Raw genomic sequence first — 18930 nt, 5'->3', positions numbered from 1 at the left:
GGTTCCAGATCCGGCAAAAGGGAGGCGCATGATAGCGCAATCGCCGCGCGGGGCCAGCGCGGTTATAGTCCCGAATCCGATGAATGGGGACATCCGATGTGGGAGACGGGAGAAATTCAACTCTGTTATGCCGACCTGCGCGGGCTGGCGCACCGGCTGGAGGCGTTCCGCGCCCTGCTCTCCCCCGACGAGACGGCGCGGGCCGCCCGTTTCGCGACCGAGGAGCTGCGCACCCGCTGCGTCCTGCGGCGCGGGCTGCTGCGCCATCGTCTCGGGCGGGTCCTGGGCCGCGACCCGGCGACCCTGGCCTTCGCCTACGGCCCGATGGGCAAGCCTTTCCTCCCCGGCGGCCCGGCCTTCAACCTCGCTGACTGCAAGGATCACGTGCTGATCGCCATCGCCCCCCTTGAAACGGTGGAGTTGGGCGTGGACGTCGAACGGCTGCGCCGCCTGCCGGACGCCGCCGGAATCGCCGAGCGCTTCTTCGCGCCGGAGGAGCGCGACGCCTTCGCCGCCCTGCCCGAGGCGCTGCGGGACGAGGCGTTCCTGAACGGCTGGACCCGCAAGGAGGCCTTCATCAAGGCGACCGGCCAGGGCCTGTCGACGCCGCTCGACCGCTTCGCGGTTGAGTTGACGCCGGGCCGCCCCGCCCGCCTGCTCAGCCTGGACGGCGCGCTGGAGGCCGGTGACGCGGCGGAGTGGTCGCTGTTCGACCTGCGCCCGGCGCCGGGGCTGGTCGGCGCGCTGGCGGTGCGCGGCGACGGCTGGCGCCCCGTGTTCCGTCCGCTGGACGAAGCCTTCAGCGCTTGACGATTTCCCAGGCGATGCGCGCCGGTTCCTCGCCCAGCTCCGCGGAGCCGATGACGATCTCGCCGCGCGGCGGCAGCGCCAGCGGTTCGCCGGGCGTCAGCCGCCGCGGCTCCACCACCCCCGGAACGGCGATCTGGGTGCCGTTGCGGCTGAGATCCTCCACCATGAAGACGCCGTCCTGGCGCGACACCGCGGCGTGCCGTCGCGAGGCCGAGGCGATGTCCAGGACGAACTGGCATTGCGACGAGCGCCCGATGACGAGCTGGGTCCCGTCCTCCGGGATCGCCCGCGTCTGGCCGCGCCAGAACAGCACCAGCCGCTCCGCCGCCTTCGGGACGTCGATCAGAATCGTCTCCTGGGTCGCCCGCGTCACGGCGGCGACCGCCGGAGCGGCCAGCAAGGGCAGGCCGAGCGACCGCTCGCCGTCCGGAATCGCGGCGATCTTGGCGATCAGCCCCTCGGCCAGCGCGCGGGGAATGCCCGCGGCGCGCAGGCGGCGGCCCAGGCCGCTGCGCACGTCGTCCGTGCTGACGCCGGGCGCGACCAGCTCGCGGGCCGAGGTGATGCTCTCGAACTCGGTGGCGACCTGCCGGATCAGGACGCTGAGCTTGTTGCGCCCGAAGGGACTGGTGGCGAGGTCCAGCAGATAGCCGATGCGCTGGGCCGGTGCCGGCAGGCGGGTCGCCAGACGCTGCACCGCCGTGTCGAAGGGGGCGTCCTGCCCACCGGAACTCCACACCGTCTTGGCGCGCCGGGTCAGCGCCTCCGCCATGCCGGCACCGCCCAGGAAGCCGTCGAAGTTGGTCAGTCGGTCGACGATGACGCCGAAGGCCTTGCCCTCCGCGGCGGTGCCGGTGCGGGTCAGCGGGGTCAAGCCGGCCAGACCGCCCTGGATGCGGCGCAGCAGCGCCCGCCGCGTCTCGTCGAAGCCGCCGCCGCCCAGCGCGTTGGACAGGGCCAGCAACTCATCCGTATGGGGCAACCGGTCGTCGAGGTCGCCGTGCACCGCCGCGATCAGGCTGTGCAGCGCCGCCCCCAGGTCGGGCGCGTAGCCGATCAGCGCGCGCACCGGCTCCCGCCCGTCGACCGTTTCCGCCAGCATCTGGTCGAGCAGACGGCGGTTCGTCTCCTCCTCCCCGTCCTCACGGTGGAAGCGCAGCAGCGCCTTGACCTTGCCAGGCCAGTCGCGGCAGGGCTCCAGCACCGCGGCGAAGGCGTGGGTGACCAGCCGGTCGCGCTCCTCCGGCGGGCGCTCCGCCGCCGCCGCCAGCAGGCCGCCCACCCCGCCGCGGGCCAGCGCCGCGTCGAAGGGCGTCAGCGCGTCCGACCCCTGCGCCATCTCCTTCAGCGTGGTGAACATCCGCAGGAGCTGGTCGTGCCGGTCGAGCGGCTTCACGCCCAGCAGCGGCGCCTGAAGGGTGGCGAGCCGGCTGACCGCCGGGTTGAACAGCAGCGCCTCCCGCTCGAAATAGCGCAGCGGGTAGTAGCGGTGGAGTTGCTCGGCCGGGATCACCGCCTGATCGTCCCAATAGCCGCGCAGCAGGCGCAGCAGCAGCATCCGGCTCTCGAAGGAAAAGAGCTGGAGCGCGTCGGTGCAGAGGCTGGCGGGCCCGACGTCGGCCTCGTCGATAGAGGAGATGGTCGTCGGCTTGCCACCACCGGAGGTGGACTTCTGGAAGATGACCTCTTCCTTGCCCGCCTGATTCACCTTCAAAATCCGGACAACCGGAAATTTTGCAAGACGAAGCAAATACGCCGCGCGTTCCCGGGCCGCGGCCTCGTCGGGAAAGACACCGTCGATGTTGGGTTTGCCACCTTGTTCGACGACCACTTCGAACGTGACGCTTTGGCGCCGTGACATCATGGGCTTTGCAGCTCTTTCCCAAAGGCGTGGCGTCGTTCCAGACTGTAATGGTACGGGAAGCGGACTGTCTGCGCAGCAAGATTCCTGGCCCACCCCAGGATTGACGCGGATGCTGCCGGGGGCTTTGCGCTAGACTGTGCATCATGCGGCTTCCGACTTTCACCATCCTGCTCCTGCTGGCCTGCGTCACCGCGGTGTCGGCCTGCGCGTCCCCCACCGCCGCCACCGGTCCGGACGACCGCCAAGCGATTGCCCGCAACGGCTTTTCCGCCGATGACGTCGGTTACGTGCTGTTCGATCCGGACAGCGGCGCCGTTCTGGCGGAGCGGCAGCCGGCCAAGCCCTTCGCCCCGGCCTCGGTCGCCAAGCTGCCGGCGATGGCCGCCGCCCTGGCGGTGCTGGGGCCGGACCACCGGTTCGAGACCACGCTGCACATCACTGGACGGCTGGGCACCGGGCGGGTGGGGGACGGCGTGCTGGACGGCGACCTGATCCTGAAGGGCGGCGGCGACCCGTCGCTGTCCACCGAGGGGCTGACGGAGCTGCTGCGCGACCTCGGCGCGCTGGGCGTCACGCGGGTGACCGGGCGCTTCCTCTACGACACCTCCGCCCTGCCCGAGTTGCCGGAGATCGACGCCAGTCAGCCCTGGACCGCCGGCTACAACACCGGGGTCGGGGCGCTGTCGCTGAACTTCAACCGCTTCCGCTTCGACTGGGCGCGCCCCGCCACCGCGGGCCAGCCGGTACGGGTCAGCGCATGGTCGGTGTCCGACGCGGGGCGCGTGCCGCTGGACAGCGTGACGGTGCAGCTGGGTGCCGGGTCCGGTGCCGCCTTCACCCCGCTCGCCGCTGCGGTCGGAGAGCCAGAGGGCGAGCGCTGGCGCTTCGCCCCGCAACCGCGCATGGCGGCCAGCCTGTGGCTTCCGGTCACCCGCCCCGGCTTGGCGGCGGCGTACGTCTTCCGCCGGCTGGCCGCGGAGGCGGGGATCGCCCTGCCCGCCCCGGCCCCCGGCGCGGTGCCGCCGACCGCCACGCTCGCCGCCCTGCACCGCAGCGAGCCGCTGGAGGTCTTGGCCCGTCAGGTCCTGCGCTACTCCAACAACCTGTCGGCGGAGCTGATCGGGCTGGCCGCCGCCCGGCGGCTGGACTCTGCGGTGCGGACACTGCCGGAGTCGGCGGCGGTGCTGACCGCCCCGGCCATGCTGGCGGCCCCGCGCACCGACTGGACGGGGTTGCGGCTGCTCAACCATTCGGGCCTCAGCAGCGCGTCGCGGATCAGCCCGGCCCAGACCATGGCGCTGATCCAGGGCGCCGGCCCGACGGTCCTGGCCCTTCTGCCCGGCGAGGACGAGGGCAAGGTCCTGCCCCCCGGCGTGCGCGCCAAATCGGGCACGCTGGCCTACGCCAAGGCGCTGGCCGGCACGCTGACGACGGCGAAGGGGCGGACGCTCGGCTTCGCCTTCTTCGTCACCGACGAGGAGCGGCGCGCCGCCATGGACCGGACGATGGACCGCCGCATCGCCGAGATCCCTCCAGAGGCCCGCGCCTGGCTGGCCCGCTCCCGCAAGCTCCAGGCCGACCTGCTGGAGTTGTGGATCGCCGGCTTGTGAGGGTCTTCCCCCCTCTCCCGCCCCGGGAGAGGGTGCCCGCGAAAGCGGGCGGGTGAGGGTCGTGCGAGGATTGAAGCATGATCCTTGGTGGCACCCTCACCCTTCCCACGCCTGCGGCGTGGGCCCCTCCCCTCTCCCGGGACGGGAGAGGGGGCAATCGCGCCCGCAACCGCGACGCTTGGCGGAAGGCGACAGAGGGTTGTACACTGCGACCGAATGTCCCACCGAGGTTCTGGATGCCGATCACCCCGCGCGCACGCCGACTCCAGCAGGGTTCCGACACACCGGACATCGCGGCCAACCGCTACCACGACTGGCAATTGGGCGCGGAGGTGGTCAACATCGTGGTCGGCGGCTGCGTGGTCAGCGACGACCCGAACGTCGTCATCACCACGACGCTGGGCTCCTGCATCGCCGCCTGCCTGTTCGATCCCGTCGCGGCGATCGGCGGGATGAACCATTTCCTGCTGCCCGACCACAACGGCGACCGGCTGTCCATCTCCTCCCGCTACGGCAGTGCGGCCATGGAGCAGCTCATCAACCGGCTGCTGGCGGCGACGGGGCGGCGCGACCGGCTGCGCGCCAAGATCTTCGGCGGGGCCAGCGTGAACGGCGCCCCGCGCAGCGCCGGCATCGGCCAGCGCAACGTCGAGTTCGTCATGGAGTATCTGGCGGCGGAAGGCATTCCGACGATGAGCTGGGACGTCGGCGGCACGGCGGCCCGCGCGGTGCGCTTCTACCCGACCTCCGGCCGCACCCAGCGCCGCCTGATCGGGGAGGAGACGGTGCGCGACATCGCGCGGTCCGAGACCTCCTTCATGGACCGGCTGCGCAAGACCGGGATCGATGGCGACGTGGAACTGTTCTGATCCCCATGCTCCATGGATTGTCCCGCCTGTTGCCCGCCATCGCGGACCAGAATCTCGACGAGGCCGCCGTCTACCGGCGGGAGTCGCTGTACGAGCGCCCGCGCTATGAGGACGCCCACGGCCTGACGCCCGCCGCCGGCCCCCTGCTCTGCCCGCTCTGCGGGCGGGAGGCGGCGCGCTTCCTCCCCTTCGGCCTGGGCGGGCGGCGCAACGCCCGCTGCCCGGACTGCGGGTCGCTGGAGCGGCACCGCTTCCTGTGGAGCTTCCTGGCGGAGCGGACGGACGTGCTGCGCCGCTCGCTGCGCATCCTGCACACCGCCCCGGAGCCCTGCCTGGAGCCGTTGCTGCGGGCGCGGCACGGCCGGCGCTACGTCACGCTGGACCGCTTCAACCCCGCCGCCGACGTGCAGGCCGACCTGACCGACCTGCCCTTCCCGGACGGCCGTTTCGACCTCGTGCTGTCCAGCCACGTGCTGGAGCATGTCCCCGACGACCGCGCCGCGCTGCGCGAGATCGCCCGCGTCCTGAAGCCCTCGGGCCGCGCCATCCTGCTGTTCCCCTACGACCCCAAGGGGCCGACGCGGGAGGACCCGGCGATGGACACCCCGGCCAAGCGGCTGGCCGCCTTCGGCCATCCCTATCACTACCGGATTTATGGTACGGATACCCCCCAGCGCATGGCCGAGTCCGGGCTGGACGCCACGCTCGTCGCCTCCACGGCGATGCTGAGCGCGCACCGGCGGCGGCGGCGGCGCATCAACCGCAACCACCTGTTCCTGGCGCGCCCACGCGCCGGAGCCGACCGGGCGTCCGGGGAGGGGTCATGAGCCGCAGCGTCCGCAGCAGCATCCGCATCGCCACCTTCAACCTGGAAAGCCTGGACGACACCGGCGACCTCTCCTTCGAGGAGCGCGCCGCCGTGCTGCGCCCGCAGCTGGAGCGGCTGGACGCCGACATCCTGTGCCTTCAGGAGGTCAACGGCCAGCGCGAGGCGAAGGGGGAACCGCGGACCCTGCGCGCGCTGGCCCGGCTGCTGGAGGGCGGCCCCTACGCCGATTTCCACCGGACCTCCGGCGGCGAGGGGACCAAGCTGGCCGACCGCCACAACCTCGTGCTGGTGAGCCGCTGGCCGATCCTGGCGGCGCGGCAGTACCGACACGATCTGGTGCCGTCCCCGCAGGTCCGCATGGTCACCGCCGACCCGGCCCAGCCCGGCGGCGACGCCGTAACCTGGGACCGCCCGGTGCTGCATGGCGAGATCGAGCTGCCCGGCGGGCGGCGGCTGCACGTCTTCAACCTGCATCTGCGCGCGCCCATCGCCGCGCCGGTGCCGGGGCAGAAGAAAAACGCCTCCACCTGGAAGAGCGTCGGCGGCTGGGCGGAGGGCTTCTATCTGGCCTCGATCAAGCGGGCCGGGCAGGCGCTGGAGGCCCGGCTGGCGGTCGAGCGGGTGTTCGACGCCGACCCGCAGGCGCTGATCCTGGTGGCCGGCGACCTCAACGCCGAGATCGAGCAGACCCCTGTCCGCATCATCCGCGCCGACCTCGACGAGACCGGCAACGGCCATCTCGCCGGGCGGTCGCTGGTGCCGCTGGAACGCTCCGTCCCGGAGGAGCGGCGCTTCACCGTGCTGCACGGCGGCGACGCGGTGATGCTGGACCATCTGCTGGTGTCGCGCGCCCTGTTGGGCTGGTTCCGCTCCGCCGAAATCCACAACGAGGCGCTGGGCGACGAGTTGGTCGCCCACGCCACGGTCAGCCATTCCCCGGAAAGCTACCACGCGCCGCTGGTCGCCCGCTTCGAGCTGCCGGATCAGACGGTCACGGAGACGATGGCGCCCGGCGAACCGGCGCCGTAGGCCCCCGCGGCACGGGGAACGGCGGCCGGAGCGGTTCCCGCCGGGCTGGCGCCCGTCGCGGGCGTCGTTCCGGTGAACGGGGCGCCGCTCGAGGCGGTGACGCCGAATCCGGGTCCATCGCTCCGTCCGGCTCCACCCGGCGTGGCGGTACCGCCGGATGCCGCGGTCCCTTTGCCCGTGTCGTGGCCTTCCGTCGCCGCACCGGTCGCAACGCCCAGGCGGCTGGCGGTGCGGCGGTACTCCTCCACCACCTGTTGTGCCGGGATCTGGTTCTGGGTTTCGCCCGACGAGCGGTCGCGAAAATAGATGACGGCCAGCCGGGCGCCCTGGTCATAGCGCAGGACCGGGCTGATGTAGCCGCCGGCCACCACCACGGGATCGGAGGGGGACGCCGCCGGGCCGGATTGGTCCGCAGCGCTGGACGCGGTTTGTGAGGTCTGTGCCGCGGCATCGGCCACGGACGGCGGCGTCGGGACCGTCGATGCCGGAGTCGGCCGGTTCGCCTGGATGCCGGAGACGCTTCGGATGTCCATGGCTGGCCGCCTTTCCCCTGCGGGCCCGGCCCCGGACCAGCCGGGCGGGCCCCGATTGGACGACGCGCGATCAGACCGAGATGTTGAGGTTCTGTCCGCGGGTCGGGGTGGTGTTGCCGCCCGACGACAGGGCCTGCTGGCTCTGCTGCGCCTGCTGGTCCTGGGCCTGGACCTGCTGACGGCGATCCTCTTCGGCCTTCTGGGCCTGCTGGTTCGCGTCGGTTCCCCGTGTCTGCTGCAGGGCCGCCGGCCCGCTGCTTAACGGTGTCGTGAAAGGCTGCTGCTGATAGCCCCCTATGCCGCTGACGCCCATGACACGCACTCCTCGCTGTCCGCACTCCCACCCGGGTAGAGTAGGCAAAAATTGCCGCGCGTTCAAGTGGGACTCACGGCCTATCCCTCGCAAAACACGCGCAAGTCGCCGAAGCACTCGCTTTGCGCGTGGACTCGCTCAGGTCCGCTTCTTTTGTTTGCGAGGACTCGCCGCCCGTGGGTCAGGCCGGTTCCGGCTCCAGAAAGGCGCCCTCGCGAATCGCGAAATCGAACCGTCCACCGTCCAGCGCCGTCACGTCGTAGGTCAGCGAGCGGTCGATGCCGTTGTCGGCGTTGAAGGTCAGCACCCGCGGCCGCAGCGTCGCCAGTTCGGTCGGCTGGCAGTACCAGGAGGCGGCGATGATGACCTCGTCCCCCGGCTGGCAGCTCCGCGCCGCCGAACCGTTCAGCACGCAGCAGCGCGACCCGCGCTCGCCATAGATGACGTAGGTGCTGATCCGCGCGCCGGAATTCTTGTTCCAGATCTCCACGAACTCCAGCGGGTAGATCCCGACCGCCTCGCAATGCTCCGGATCGAGCGTGATCGACCCCTGGTAGTTCAGGTTGGCGTCGGTGACGCGCAGGCAGTGCAGTTTCGCTCGAACAACCTTGATCATGAAGCCCCTCCCGGTCGGTGGCCGCGGGCCGGACGGCGGCCGGGGATGTTTGTAACCGCAACTGCGAAAACAGCAAGCGTTCCGGCGCCCGCAGTATGACCGGCGTCATACCGCCACCTTGGGCTGAGGCTTTTGCCTTTGGTGGTATTTCCATCCCGGATGCGATGCGGCATGTTCTGCGCCGGTTTCAAGCCCCCCGGCGCCACCCGATGATGTAGGGTCCAGGGCCCGGCTGCGCTTCCCGGACCCGGCAACGGACTGACGACATAGGAAGGTGTGCGCCCGCGATGGCTGCGACGGCATCCGCGACACGGTACGTGATCTTTTCCGTCTCCGGCAGGACCTTGGCCCTGCCGGCGAACGCCGTGCGCCGGTTTCTGCCGCTGCCCCGGCTCGACCGCCCGCCCGCGGCACCCGCCGTGGTTGCGGGCCTCTTCCGCTACCAGGGCCGCGCCGTCCCGGTCCTGCGGCTCGACCTGCTGTTCGGCTTCGAAGCCGCGCCGCCGGAGTTGTACGCCCCGCTGTTCCTGACCGACTGGGATGGCTGTCCGCTGGCTCTGCTGGCCGACCGGGTGCTCGACATCCTGTCCATCCCCGACGCGGAGAGGACGCCGGCCGACGCCGGCCTGACCTTCAACGGCTGCGCCGTGGCGACCATCCCCCACGGCGCCGGAACGGCCACGGTGATCGACCCGTCGCGCCTGCTGACCGAGGCGGAGGGCCGGCTGCTGACCGCCTTCCAAGCCATGGCCGGCGAGCGGCTGGCCCGTCTCGGCGCCACCGAATCGGCGGGCGATCCGGCGGATGAAGCCGGAGAGGCCGTCCGATGAACCGCATCGACGCCATCCTGCACGACCCCGTCTTTCTCCGTATCAAGGCCGCCGTCATCGGGGCGACCGGCCTCGCCTATTACGCCGACAAGGACGCCGCCCTGGCGGAGCGCATCAACCGCCGCCTGTCGGACAAGCCGACTCTCAGCCTGGCCGCCTATCTGGCGCAGCTCGCTGCGGAAGGGCCGACCGGGCCGGAGTATCAGGCGCTCATCAACGAGCTGACGGTCGGCGAGACCTTCTTCTTCCGCTACGCCGAGCAGTTCGAGGCGTTGTGCGCCGTCGCCATTCCGGAATGTCTGCGCCGCAACCGGGAGAGCCGCCTGCTGCGCATCTGGAGCGCCGGCTGCTCGATCGGGCCGGAGGCCTACACGCTGGAAATCCTGCTGAAGCGGCATTTCGCCGACCAGCTCCGCGACTGGCAGGTCAGCATCGTCGGCACCGACCTGAACGCCAGCTTCATCGAGACGGCGCGGCGCGGCGTCTACGGGAACTGGGCGGTGCGCGGCCTCGATCCGGCGGTCCTGGCGGAATGCTTCGACCGGAAGGGCGACCTGTGGGCGGTGAAGCCGCGCTTCCGCGAATGGACGAGCTTCTCGGTCTTCAACCTCGTGGACGGGCCGCTGCCCAATTACCCGCGGGGCCTGGGCGCGCTGGACGTCGTGCTGTGCCGCAACGTCATGATCTATTTCGACGAGCCGACGCGCACCCGCCTGCTGGACAACCTTCACGAGGTGCTGGTGCCCAACGGCTGGCTGGTGGTCGGCCACGCGGAAACGGGGCAGCAGGTCAACAGCCTGTTCACCCCCGTGCCGGTGCCGGGCGCCACCATCTACCGCAAGCCGCGCCCCGGCGGCGCCCCCACGGCGGCCCTGCCCGTTTTCACGCCGACCCTCGCCGTCGAACCGCCCCCCGCGGCCGAACCGAAGTTCACCGAGTCGAAACCCGCCGGGCCGAAGCCCGTGAAGAAGCGGAGCGCGGCGACGGCCCCCGTGGCGCGGCTGCGCGCCACCACGGCGAAGCCGGCGCCTTCCCTCGCCGTGGCCGCCTCCGAAGGCGACCGGGCGGCGGCGCTGGACGCCTGCATCGCCCTGGCGGAGCGCAACCGCCTCGACCCGGTGGTCCATTTCCGGCTGGGCCTGCTGGAGGAGGAGCTGGGCGTCGGCGACCCGATCGCCGCCTTCAAGCGGGCGCTGTATCTGGATTCCGACTTCGCTCTCGCCGATTATCATCTGGCGCTGGCCTATTGGCGGCGCGGCAAGCTGGCCCCGGCGCAGCGCCATTTCCGCAACGCCCGCGCCACCGTCGCCGCCCACGACGCGACGGAGCTGGTGGCCGAGGGCGGCGGCCTGACCGTGGCCGAGCTGCGCAGCATGATCGACCTCTGGTTCTCGGGTGAGGAGCCGTGATGGACGACCGGACCGAAGCCGGAGGATCGGCCAAGGAGGCCGCCAAGGAGACGGGCGGCATCGACTGGGCCGCCGTCCGCGCGCGTCTGGCCCGCCAGGGCCGGGAGGCGGAGGAGGTCGCGGCGCCGGGCGGCGCCTGGGCCGACGCGCTCCTGCGCCGCCGCGCCGAGGATCTGGCGCGCGTCCCCTCCGCCGACGAGGCCGACGCCGCGGCGGAGGCCGAGGCGCCGGTCGCCCTGCTGGTCGGGCGCGGGGCGGACGGGCTGTACGGGTTGGACCTGCGCCATCTGTCCCGCATCGTGCCGCTGCCGCGGGTGGCCCGCGTCCCCCACGCGACGCCGGAGCTGCTGGGGCTGATCGCCATCGACGGGCGGGTGATGCGCTTGCTCGACGTGGACCGGCTGTGCGGGCGCAACGCGGTCCCCGCGGGCGGCGGCTTCGCCGTCGTGCTGCGCGGCGGGGAACGGCCGGTGGCGCTGCGCCTGCGCACCGTGGACACGGTGACGGAGCTGGAAAGCAGCCTGAAGGCGCCGCCGGAAGCCGGCCCCTTCGTCACCGCCATCACCCGGGGCCGCGTCGCCGTGCTGGACGTGCCGGCGATCCTGGAGACGCTGAGGAGCATGAAAGAAGAATGAAACTGAAGGTCAAGCACAAGCTGATGCTCAGCTTCGGGGTCGTCTGCCTGCTGACCGGGCTGCTGGCGGCGTTCCAGATGATGCGCTTCGCGGACGGCATGAAGGTCATGATGGGCATCGCCACCTACGACATCCAGGTGTCGGAGGCGGTGCGCGAGATCGAGGTGACCGAAAGCAACCTGCGCAGCTACCGCGAGGCGGCAACCCACGCCGCGGCGCTGGCCCAGATCCAGGGTGGCGTGCCGGACATCACGCAGCTGCGCCAGCGCTATCGTGACGGTTCGGCGGTGATGTTCGAGCAGATCGACAACCTCAAGAGGATCGCCGGCGCGCGGGCCGAGGACGGCACCACGGAGGACCGGCGCCGCATCTGGGGCGAGCTGGTCGCTCAGATCAACAGCTTCGACCAGCATTCGCGTCGCATGCTGGAGGAAGCCAACACGCTGATGGACCGGGTGGCCGCCGGGACCGAGCCGGAGGCACTGGCGCGTCTGACCCGTGTGGAGGAGATGCGGGTGGCCATGGCGGGCCAGCTCGCCAGCCTGCACAGCGACATCAGCCGCCTGTCGGAGGCCGGGCGCCAGAACATCCGCGCCCTCTACGACGATGCCGTGCGCTCCTCGATCCTGGCGCTGATCATCGTGGTGGCCCTGGCCGTTGCCATCGCCATCCTGATCGGCAGCTCGGTCACCAAGCGGCTCGGCACCGCCATCGGCTACGTCACCCAGGTGGGCAGGGGCGACCTGACCAAGACGGTGGTCGTGCCCGGCGACGACGAGCTGGCCGAACTCGGCACGCATCTGAACGAGATGACCGGCAACCTGCGCAGCATGGCCAAGACCACCCGCGCCACGGCGGAGAGCATGCACGCCGCCACCGCGCAGATCCGCGCCTCCACCCAGCAGCAGGCGGCCAGCGTCGCCCAGCAGCTCGCCGCGGTCGAGGAGACGACGGCGACGCTCAGCGAGATCACCGAATCCGGCGCGCAGATCAACCGCCGCGCCCAGGACGTGGCGCAGAACGCCCAAGTCGCCGCCTCCAACTCCGAGACCGGCCTGAAGGCGGTGGAAGACACCAACCAGGCGATGGACGCCATCCGCGAGCAGGCGGAGGCCGTCGCCGAGAACATCGTCATCCTGTCGGAGCGCACCCAGGCGATCGGCGAGATCATCCTGACCGTCAACGACATCGCCGAGCGCTGCCACCTGCTGGCCCTCAACGCCGCCATCGAGGCCGCCGCCGCCGGTGAGCACGGCCGGACCTTCGCCGTGGTGGCGAGCGAGATCAAGAGCCTCGCCGACCAGTCGAAGGAGGCCACCGCCCAGGTCCGTTCCAACCTCAGCGAGATCCAGCACGGCATCAACGCCTCGGTCATGCTGACGGAGGAGGCGGTGAAGCGCGTCGGCGCCGGCAAACGCCAGACCGACGCCACCCAGTCGACCATCCGCGACCTCGCCGAGAGCGTGCAGGAGAGCGTGCTCGCCTTCCAGCAGATCGTCGCCGGCACCAACCAGCAGCAGATCGGCCTGGAACAGGTGATCCAGGCGCTCCAGAACATCCGCGAGGCGAGCAGCCAGACCGCCGCCGGCACCCGCCAGCTCGAAGGGGCCGCCACCAACCTCAACGATCTCGGCCAGGGTCTGGTCGAGGCCGTGCGGAACTACCGCGTGTGACCATGGCGACGGCACGCGGCGGCGAGGGTACGGACAAGGACGGACGAAAGGTGCGGGCGGCATGAACGACATCCGCACGCGCCTGCTCGCCGCCTTTGATCTGGAGCACAAGGAGCATCTCGCGGCCATCCGCGAGGCCCTGCGCGCGGTCGAAAAGGACCCGGCGCACCACCCCGATCTGGTGGAGATCCACCGCCGCGCCCACAGCCTGAAGGGCGCCGCCCGCGCCGTGGACCTGCCGGAGGTCGAGCGGCTGTCCCATTGGCTGGAGGCCGCCTTCATCGCCATCCAGCGCGGCACCGTGCCCTTCGACGCGGCGGCCCGCGACGTGGTGCGCCGCGCGCTGGACGCCATCGAGGACGTGGTGGCCTGGGCGACCCGCGGCGGCGGCGAGGTCGACATCGCCGAGGTTCTGGCCGAACTGACCCGCATGGGCGGCGAAGGCGGCGGCCCGGAACCGGTCCAGCGCCGCCCCTCTCCCGCCGCGGATGGCGCCCGGAGCACCTCTCCGGCCGCCCCTCCGACCGCCGCGCCGCGCCCGGGCCGCTCCGCCGGTCCCGCCGAGAGCGCGGCCCTGGTCCGCATCCGCAGCGCCGGGTTGGAACGGCTGTTCACCGCCGCCGCCGGCCTCCTGCCGGAGATCGAGAACCAGTCCGCCCTGGTCGCCGAGCTGCGGGAGCTGCGCGGCGAATGGCGGGCGCTGGAACGGAGCTGGCACGCCATGCGGCCCCGCCTGCTCCGCGGCGGCTCCCACGACGCCACGGGGGCCGGCCCCATCAGCTTCGCGGGCGACGAGACGGCCTTGCGGCTGTCCTCCTTCGAGCGGCGCTTCCGTGCGCTCGGCGCCTCGCTGGACGCGGCGCACCGCGCCCATGACCGCCATCTCTGGTCGCTGCGCCGCTGGGGCAGCGGCTTCCAGGACGAGGTGCGGCAGCTGCGCATGCTGCCGGCGGAGTCGCAGTTCAGCAACCTCGGGCGGATGATCCGCGACATCAGCCGCGCCCAGGGCAAGGAGGTCGAGGCGGACATCCGCGGGCTGGAGACCCAGGCCGACCGGGTGGTCCTGCAACGGCTGAAGGACCCGGTGCTGCACATCGCCCGCAACGCCGTCAGCCACGGCGTCGAAACCCCGCAGGAGCGGGTGGCGGCGGGCAAGCGCGCGGCGGCGACCGTCCGCTTCGAAGCCTCGGTCGTCGGGCGCCGCCTCGTCCTGCGCGTCGAGGACGACGGGCGCGGCCCGAACCGCGAGGCCATCGCCCGCCACGCCATCGAGCGCGGCCTGCTGGGCGCCGAGGAGGCGGACTCGGCACCGGACGAACGGCTGCTCGACCTGATCTTCGAGCCGGGCTTTTCCACCGCCCCCACCGCGAACGAATACGCCGGGCGCGGCATGGGCCTCGCCATCGTGCGACGGGAGGTGACCCGGCTCCAGGGCTCGGTGACGCTGGCCGCGCGCGAGGGCGGCGGGACCGTCGTCACGGTGGAGGTGCCGCTCAGCCTGCTCAGCCAGCGGCTGGTCTTCGTGGCGGTTCAGGACGACATCCTGGCGATTCCCAGCAACGATGTGGCGCGCGTGCTGCGCGTCCCGGCGGACACGCTGTTCACCGACCTCGCCGCCCCGACCATCCGGCTGGAGGAGGAGGACGTTCCGGTGACGCCGCTGGCGGCATTGCTGGGCTACGACGGCGCCATGCCGCCCGGCAACGGGACGCCGCTGGCTCTGGTCGTCCTGCGCGCCGCCGGGCGGCGGGTCGCGCTGGTCGTCGACGCGCTGATGGCCACCCGCGACTCGGTGGTCACCCCGGCGGAGGAGGTGGGAATCGACGCCGCCCGCTTCCTCGGCACGGTGCTGATGGATGACGGATCGCCGGCCCTGGTGCTGAATCCCGCCGCCCTGTCGCCGCGCCCCGGCATGGCGCTGCCGCCGCTGGTCCGCCCGGTCGACGAGTCGGCGCGGCGGCGCCCGCACATTTTGGTTGTGGACGACTCCATCACCACGCGAACCCTGGAAAAGAGCATCCTGGAAGCCCATGGTTACCGGGTCACGCTGTGCGTGGATGGGCGCGAGGCGGTCGAAACGCTCGGCGAACTGGAGGATGTGGACCTGATCATCAGCGACGTGGAGATGCCGAGGATGGACGGGTTCGCCCTGCTCCAGGCCGTCAAGGGCAACCTCATGACCTCCGACCTGCCGGTGATCCTGGTCACCTCGCGCGCCAGCGACGAGGACTGTGAACGCGGGCTGGACCTCGGCGCCGACGCCTACATCGTCAAGACCCGCTTCGACCAGAACGAGCTTCTGGCCGGCATCCGGCGGCTGCTGTGACCAGCGCCCGCAAGATCCGCGTCCTAGTGGTCGAGGACTCGCCGGTCGTCCAGCAGCTTCTCGCCCACGTCATCGGCGAGGACCCGCGGCTGGAGCTGGCCGGCATCGCCGCGTCCGGCGAACAGGCGCTGCGCATGGTCGACTCGCTGCGGCCGGACGTGGTGTCGCTGGACATCCGCCTGCCGGGAATCGACGGCTTCGCGGTGACCCAGCGGCTGATGCGCGACCATCCCGTGCCCATCGTCGTCGTCGCCTCCGACGTGCGCGACCTGGACATCCCCATGCGGGCGCTCCAGGCCGGGGCGCTGGCGGTGGTGGAGAAGCCGGGCAGCATGGCCCGCGCCGACTACCAGACCGTCGCCCGGCATCTCTGCACCCAGCTCACCATCATGAGCCAGGTGAAGGTGATCCGGCAGCGCGGGCGCCCGCGGAGCGGCGACGAGGAAACCCGTGGCGACGGCGGCCGCGGCAAGGGCGCCGCCGTCCCGCCCCCGCCGCCCCTGCCGCCGTCCACGGCGAAGCGGCAGTTCCGCGCGCTGGGGATCACCGCCTCGACGGGCGGGCCGGCGGCCCTGGTGAAGCTGCTGCGCGGGCTGCCGACCAACTTCCCCCTGCCGGTCTTCGTCGTGCAGCACATCGGCGCGCCCTTCGTGGCCGGCTTCGCCTCCTGGCTGGGGTCGGTCACGCCGCTGCCGGTGGCGCTGGCCTCCGACGCCCCGCACCGGCCCGGCCACGTCTATGTCGCCCCCGGCGAGCTTCATCTGACCGCCGAGCCCGGCGGGATGCGGCTGGCCCACGGCGGATCCGGTCTGCGGCCAGAGGCCGTCCGGGGACGTGCTGTTCTCCTCCCTGGCCTCGGCCTTCGGCGCCACCGCCATCGGCGTGCTGCTAACCGGCATGGGGGAGGATGGGGCACGCGGCCTCACCGCCATGCACCGGGCCGGCGCCTACACCATCGCAGAACACGCCTCCACCGCGGTCATCCACAGCATGCCGGGGACCGCGGTCCGGCTGGGAGGCGTTACCGAGGAGCTGCCCATCGACAAGGTGGCGGCCCGTTTGCTGGAACTGGTTTCGACGGGAGTGGAGCCCTCATGAGTGGACCCAGGGCGCTGATCGTCATCGCCTCGCAGACGCAGGGACTTCTCCTGAAGCTGATGCTGGAGGAGCAGGGCATCGAGGCGAGCTGCGTCGAAACGGTGGAACCCGCCGTCGCGGAGCTGTCGCGCCGTCCCTTCGACCTGCTGATGGTGGAGGCCGACGGCGAGGCCGCGCGCACGCTTGCGGAGCTGCGGCGGCGCTGCCCGGCCCCGGCGATGCTGCTGGGGTCGGCGGAGCGGGCGGCGGAGTCCGGCGTTCCCGCCGACGTGCAGCGGGTGGACCCCGCCGATTCCCAGGGCGTGGTGCAGCAGGCCATGGCGCTGCTCGACCGGCGCAACGCCCCGCCGACCGTGTCCGACATCCTGCAGCGGGCGCGCATCCTGGTGGTGGACGACAGCGCGACTTACCGCGAGTTCCTGCGCGCCGAGCTGGAGGAGGACGGCTGCCACGTCGTCGCTGCGCGCAACGCCGACGAGGCGGTGGCGGCGCTGGAAGACGGCGGGCTGGACTGCGTGATCCTCGATCTCGTGATGCCCGGCACCAGCGGCACCCAGCTGTGCGAGCGGTTCGACCGTTTCCGCCGGCGCCGTGGCCTGTTCTTCCACATCGTCATCCTGACCAGCCAGGAGGGCGACGACCGCCTGACCGCCAGCCTGACCGCCGGTGCCGACGACTTCGTGGGCAAGTCGCAGCCGATGGACATCCTGAAGATCCGCCTGATGGCCCTGCTCCGCCGGAAATACATGGTGGAGGACCATCTCACCCGCCTGTCCCCCCCAATGCCTTCCGCATAGGAGCGTATAGGGCTTTCAGGCGCTTTCATCCCCAGTGCACCAAAGGTTAAGGTGCTATACCTTCAGCTCCAGCGGTTAGAGAGACCGACGTGACGCCTCGGCACAGGAACAGCACCAGCATCGACGCCGCGCCAGCGGAGACGGAGTGCGTGGAGAACGCGCTGCGCATCTGCCGCACCGCCGCGCTGCCGGCCTTCGTGCTGACCGGGCCGCCGCACGCCGCCACCCTCTTCACCAACGACGCGCTCTGCGCCCTCCTCGGCAAGGAGCCGGCGGCGGGCGGGCTGCCGGCCCCGGCCTGGTTCGGACCGGTCTGGCCGGCGGTGCTGGGCGCCGTCGATCCACTGTTTTCCGGCGACACCGAGGGGCCGGTCGGCATCGGGCTTCTGCCCGTGGGCGACGCCGATCCCGCGGCGTTCCAGGGCGTGCCGCTGATCGAGGGCGGGCAGACGGTCGCCGTGCTGGCCCTGGCCACCCAGGCGGCCCCCGACGACCGGGTCGTTGCCCGCATGGAGCGGGCGATGCGCGCGGAGATCGAACGGACCACCGCCGCGCGCTCCCGCTTCCTGGCCTCGGCCAGCCATGACCTGCGCCAACCCTTCCAGGCGATGCGCCTGTTCCTCGACGCGCTGTGCAGCCAGATCACCGATGAGAAGGCTTTGAGCACGGCCGAGATGCTGGGCAACGCCATGACGGCGGGCGAGCGGCTGCTGAACGCGCTGCTCGACATCTCCACGCTGGACGCCGGCACGGTGACGCCGGACCCTCAGCCGGTCGCCCTGGACGAACTTCTGGGCCAACTCGTGGAGGAGTTCCGTCCTCAGAGCGAGGAGAAGGGCCTGCGCCTGCGCGCCCGCCTGTGCCCCGGCACGGTGGAGACCGACCCGGTGCTGTTCGGGCGGGTGATGCGCAACCTGCTGACCAACGCCATCCGCTACACCCGGCACGGCGGCCTCCTGCTCGCCATGCGGCGGCGCGGCAACCGCTGGCGCGTCGACGTGTGGGACACCGGCTTCGGCATCCCGGAAGAGCAGCTGACCGCCATCTTCGACGAGTTCCACCAGCTCCAGAACCCCAACCGCGATCCGACCCGTGGGCTGGGCCTCGGCCTCGCCATCGTGCGCCGGCTGGCGGAGCTTCTGGGTCTTCGGGTGGAGGTGCGGTCGCGCATCGGGCGCGGCACCGTCTTCTCCGTCTCGCTGGAAGCCGCGAGCCCGCTTGCCGAGCCGCCGTGCAGCCACGTTTCCCCGCCGCCCTCCACCGCGACGGCACCGCCCCTGACCGGGATGACGGTGCTGACCGTGGACGACGAGGCGATGGTGCTGACCGGGCTTCAGATGATCCTGGAAAGCTGGGGCTGCACCGTTGCCGCCGCGGGCGACATGCGGGAGGTCTTCGCGGTGCTGGACGCCCTGCCGGATCCGCCGTCGGTCATCCTGACCGACCTGCGGCTGCCTGGAAAGGTGTCCGGCTTCGACGTGATCGATCGGGTGCGCCGCCTCTACGGCCGCGAGATCCCCGCCGTGGTGCTCAGCGGCGAGACCGCCCAGAGCGCGCTTCTGGAAGGCCAGCGCCGCGGCTGCTCCTTCCTGCACAAGCCCCTCCACCCCGGCGATCTGCGCCAAGTCCTGGAGCGGCTGCGCGAGGGCGAGGAAAAGGGTGGGGAAAAGGGCGAGGGGAAGTAAGCCG

The 18930-nt window shown here is 71.6% G+C and carries 15 protein-coding genes and 1 pseudogene; 12 read left to right on the top strand and 4 right to left on the bottom strand.

The annotated features are described in order from the left end of the window. The first annotated feature begins 96 nt into the window (after nt 1-96). Nucleotides 97-810, top strand: a complete 714-nt coding sequence (locus DS837_RS18430) for a 4'-phosphopantetheinyl transferase family protein (protein WP_149166102.1) — start codon at nt 97-99, stop codon at nt 808-810. On the opposite strand, the gene DS837_RS18425 is transcribed toward DS837_RS18430, so the two are convergent. Continuing rightward, the gene (locus DS837_RS18425; RefSeq protein ID WP_247890012.1) at nt 800-2518 is read right to left on the bottom strand and encodes an FHA domain-containing protein; all 1719 of its coding nucleotides are present in this window, start codon (nt 2516-2518) and stop codon (nt 800-802) included. The two genes, DS837_RS18430 and DS837_RS18425, sit on opposite strands and share 11 nt — an antisense overlap. Before the next feature lie 299 nt (nt 2519-2817). On the opposite strand from DS837_RS18425, the gene dacB reads away from it, so the two are divergent. The 4 genes from dacB to DS837_RS18405 all read left to right on the top strand — a co-directional run bounded on the left by dacB (nt 2818) and on the right by DS837_RS18405 (nt 7011). Beyond that, complete coding sequence (gene dacB / locus DS837_RS18420; protein ID WP_149166100.1) at nt 2818-4284, top strand: D-alanyl-D-alanine carboxypeptidase/D-alanyl-D-alanine endopeptidase; 1467 nt, start codon at nt 2818-2820, stop codon at nt 4282-4284. Between the two features lie 236 nt (nt 4285-4520). After that, a complete protein-coding gene (locus tag DS837_RS18415) occupies nt 4521-5153 on the top strand; it encodes a chemotaxis protein (protein ID WP_149166099.1) in 633 nt (210 codons plus the stop codon). 29 nt (nt 5154-5182) lie between these two features. Then, complete coding sequence (locus DS837_RS18410) at nt 5183-5980, top strand: class I SAM-dependent methyltransferase (protein ID WP_247890011.1); 798 nt, start codon at nt 5183-5185, stop codon at nt 5978-5980. Then, entirely contained in the window at nt 5977-7011 is a 1035-nt protein-coding gene (locus DS837_RS18405) for an endonuclease/exonuclease/phosphatase family protein (protein ID WP_149166097.1), read from the top strand. The genes DS837_RS18410 and DS837_RS18405 overlap by 4 nt, the downstream gene beginning before the upstream one ends. On the opposite strand, the gene DS837_RS18400 is transcribed toward DS837_RS18405, so the two are convergent. The 3 genes and pseudogenes from DS837_RS18400 to panD all read right to left on the bottom strand — a co-directional run. Then, nucleotides 6966-7544, bottom strand: coding sequence for a hypothetical protein (locus tag DS837_RS18400; RefSeq protein ID WP_149166096.1), 579 nt, complete (start codon nt 7542-7544; stop codon nt 6966-6968). The genes DS837_RS18405 and DS837_RS18400 overlap by 46 nt on opposite strands. Before the next feature lie 70 nt (nt 7545-7614). After that, entirely contained in the window at nt 7615-7857 is a 243-nt protein-coding gene (locus tag DS837_RS18395) for a hypothetical protein (protein WP_149166095.1), read from the bottom strand. 217 nt (nt 7858-8074) lie between these two features. Then, nucleotides 8075-8473, bottom strand: a pseudogene (gene panD / locus DS837_RS18390) (aspartate 1-decarboxylase); the annotation flags it as partial. Nucleotides 8474-8790: 317 nt separating this feature from the next. On the opposite strand from panD, the gene DS837_RS18385 reads away from it, so the two are divergent. From DS837_RS18385 to DS837_RS18350, 7 genes are all read left to right on the top strand, one after another. After that, nucleotides 8791-9303, top strand: a complete 513-nt coding sequence (locus tag DS837_RS18385) for a chemotaxis protein CheW (RefSeq protein ID WP_247890010.1) — start codon at nt 8791-8793, stop codon at nt 9301-9303. Beyond that, a complete protein-coding gene (locus DS837_RS18380; RefSeq protein ID WP_149166092.1) occupies nt 9300-10712 on the top strand; it encodes a CheR family methyltransferase in 1413 nt (470 codons plus the stop codon). Before DS837_RS18385 ends, DS837_RS18380 begins: the two co-directional genes overlap by 4 nt. Then, complete coding sequence (locus DS837_RS18375; RefSeq protein ID WP_149166091.1) at nt 10712-11347, top strand: chemotaxis protein CheW; 636 nt, start codon at nt 10712-10714, stop codon at nt 11345-11347. Before DS837_RS18380 ends, DS837_RS18375 begins: the two co-directional genes overlap by 1 nt. Next, nucleotides 11344-13020: a methyl-accepting chemotaxis protein gene (locus DS837_RS18370; protein WP_149166090.1), complete on the top strand. Its 1677-nt coding sequence runs from the start codon at nt 11344-11346 to the stop codon at nt 13018-13020. Before DS837_RS18375 ends, DS837_RS18370 begins: the two co-directional genes overlap by 4 nt. 61 nt (nt 13021-13081) lie before the next feature. After that, nucleotides 13082-15346 (top strand): hybrid sensor histidine kinase/response regulator, encoded by a 2265-nt coding sequence (locus DS837_RS18365; RefSeq protein WP_149166089.1) that lies wholly within the window; start codon nt 13082-13084, stop codon nt 15344-15346. Continuing rightward, nucleotides 15343-17241 (top strand): response regulator, encoded by a 1899-nt coding sequence (locus DS837_RS33345; protein WP_425599260.1) that lies wholly within the window; start codon nt 15343-15345, stop codon nt 17239-17241. The genes DS837_RS18365 and DS837_RS33345 overlap by 4 nt, the downstream gene beginning before the upstream one ends. Nucleotides 17242-17330: 89 nt before the next feature. After that, nucleotides 17331-18926, top strand: coding sequence for a hybrid sensor histidine kinase/response regulator (locus DS837_RS18350; protein WP_149166087.1), 1596 nt, complete (start codon nt 17331-17333; stop codon nt 18924-18926). Nucleotides 18927-18930 lie beyond the last annotated feature (4 nt).

The organism is Azospirillum brasilense (genome assembly GCF_008365405.1).
Classification (GTDB): Bacteria; Pseudomonadota; Alphaproteobacteria; order Azospirillales; family Azospirillaceae; genus Azospirillum; species Azospirillum brasilense_D.
The sequence above is the reverse complement of the archived record's forward strand: the minus strand, read 5'-3'. Positions and strand labels throughout refer to the sequence as shown.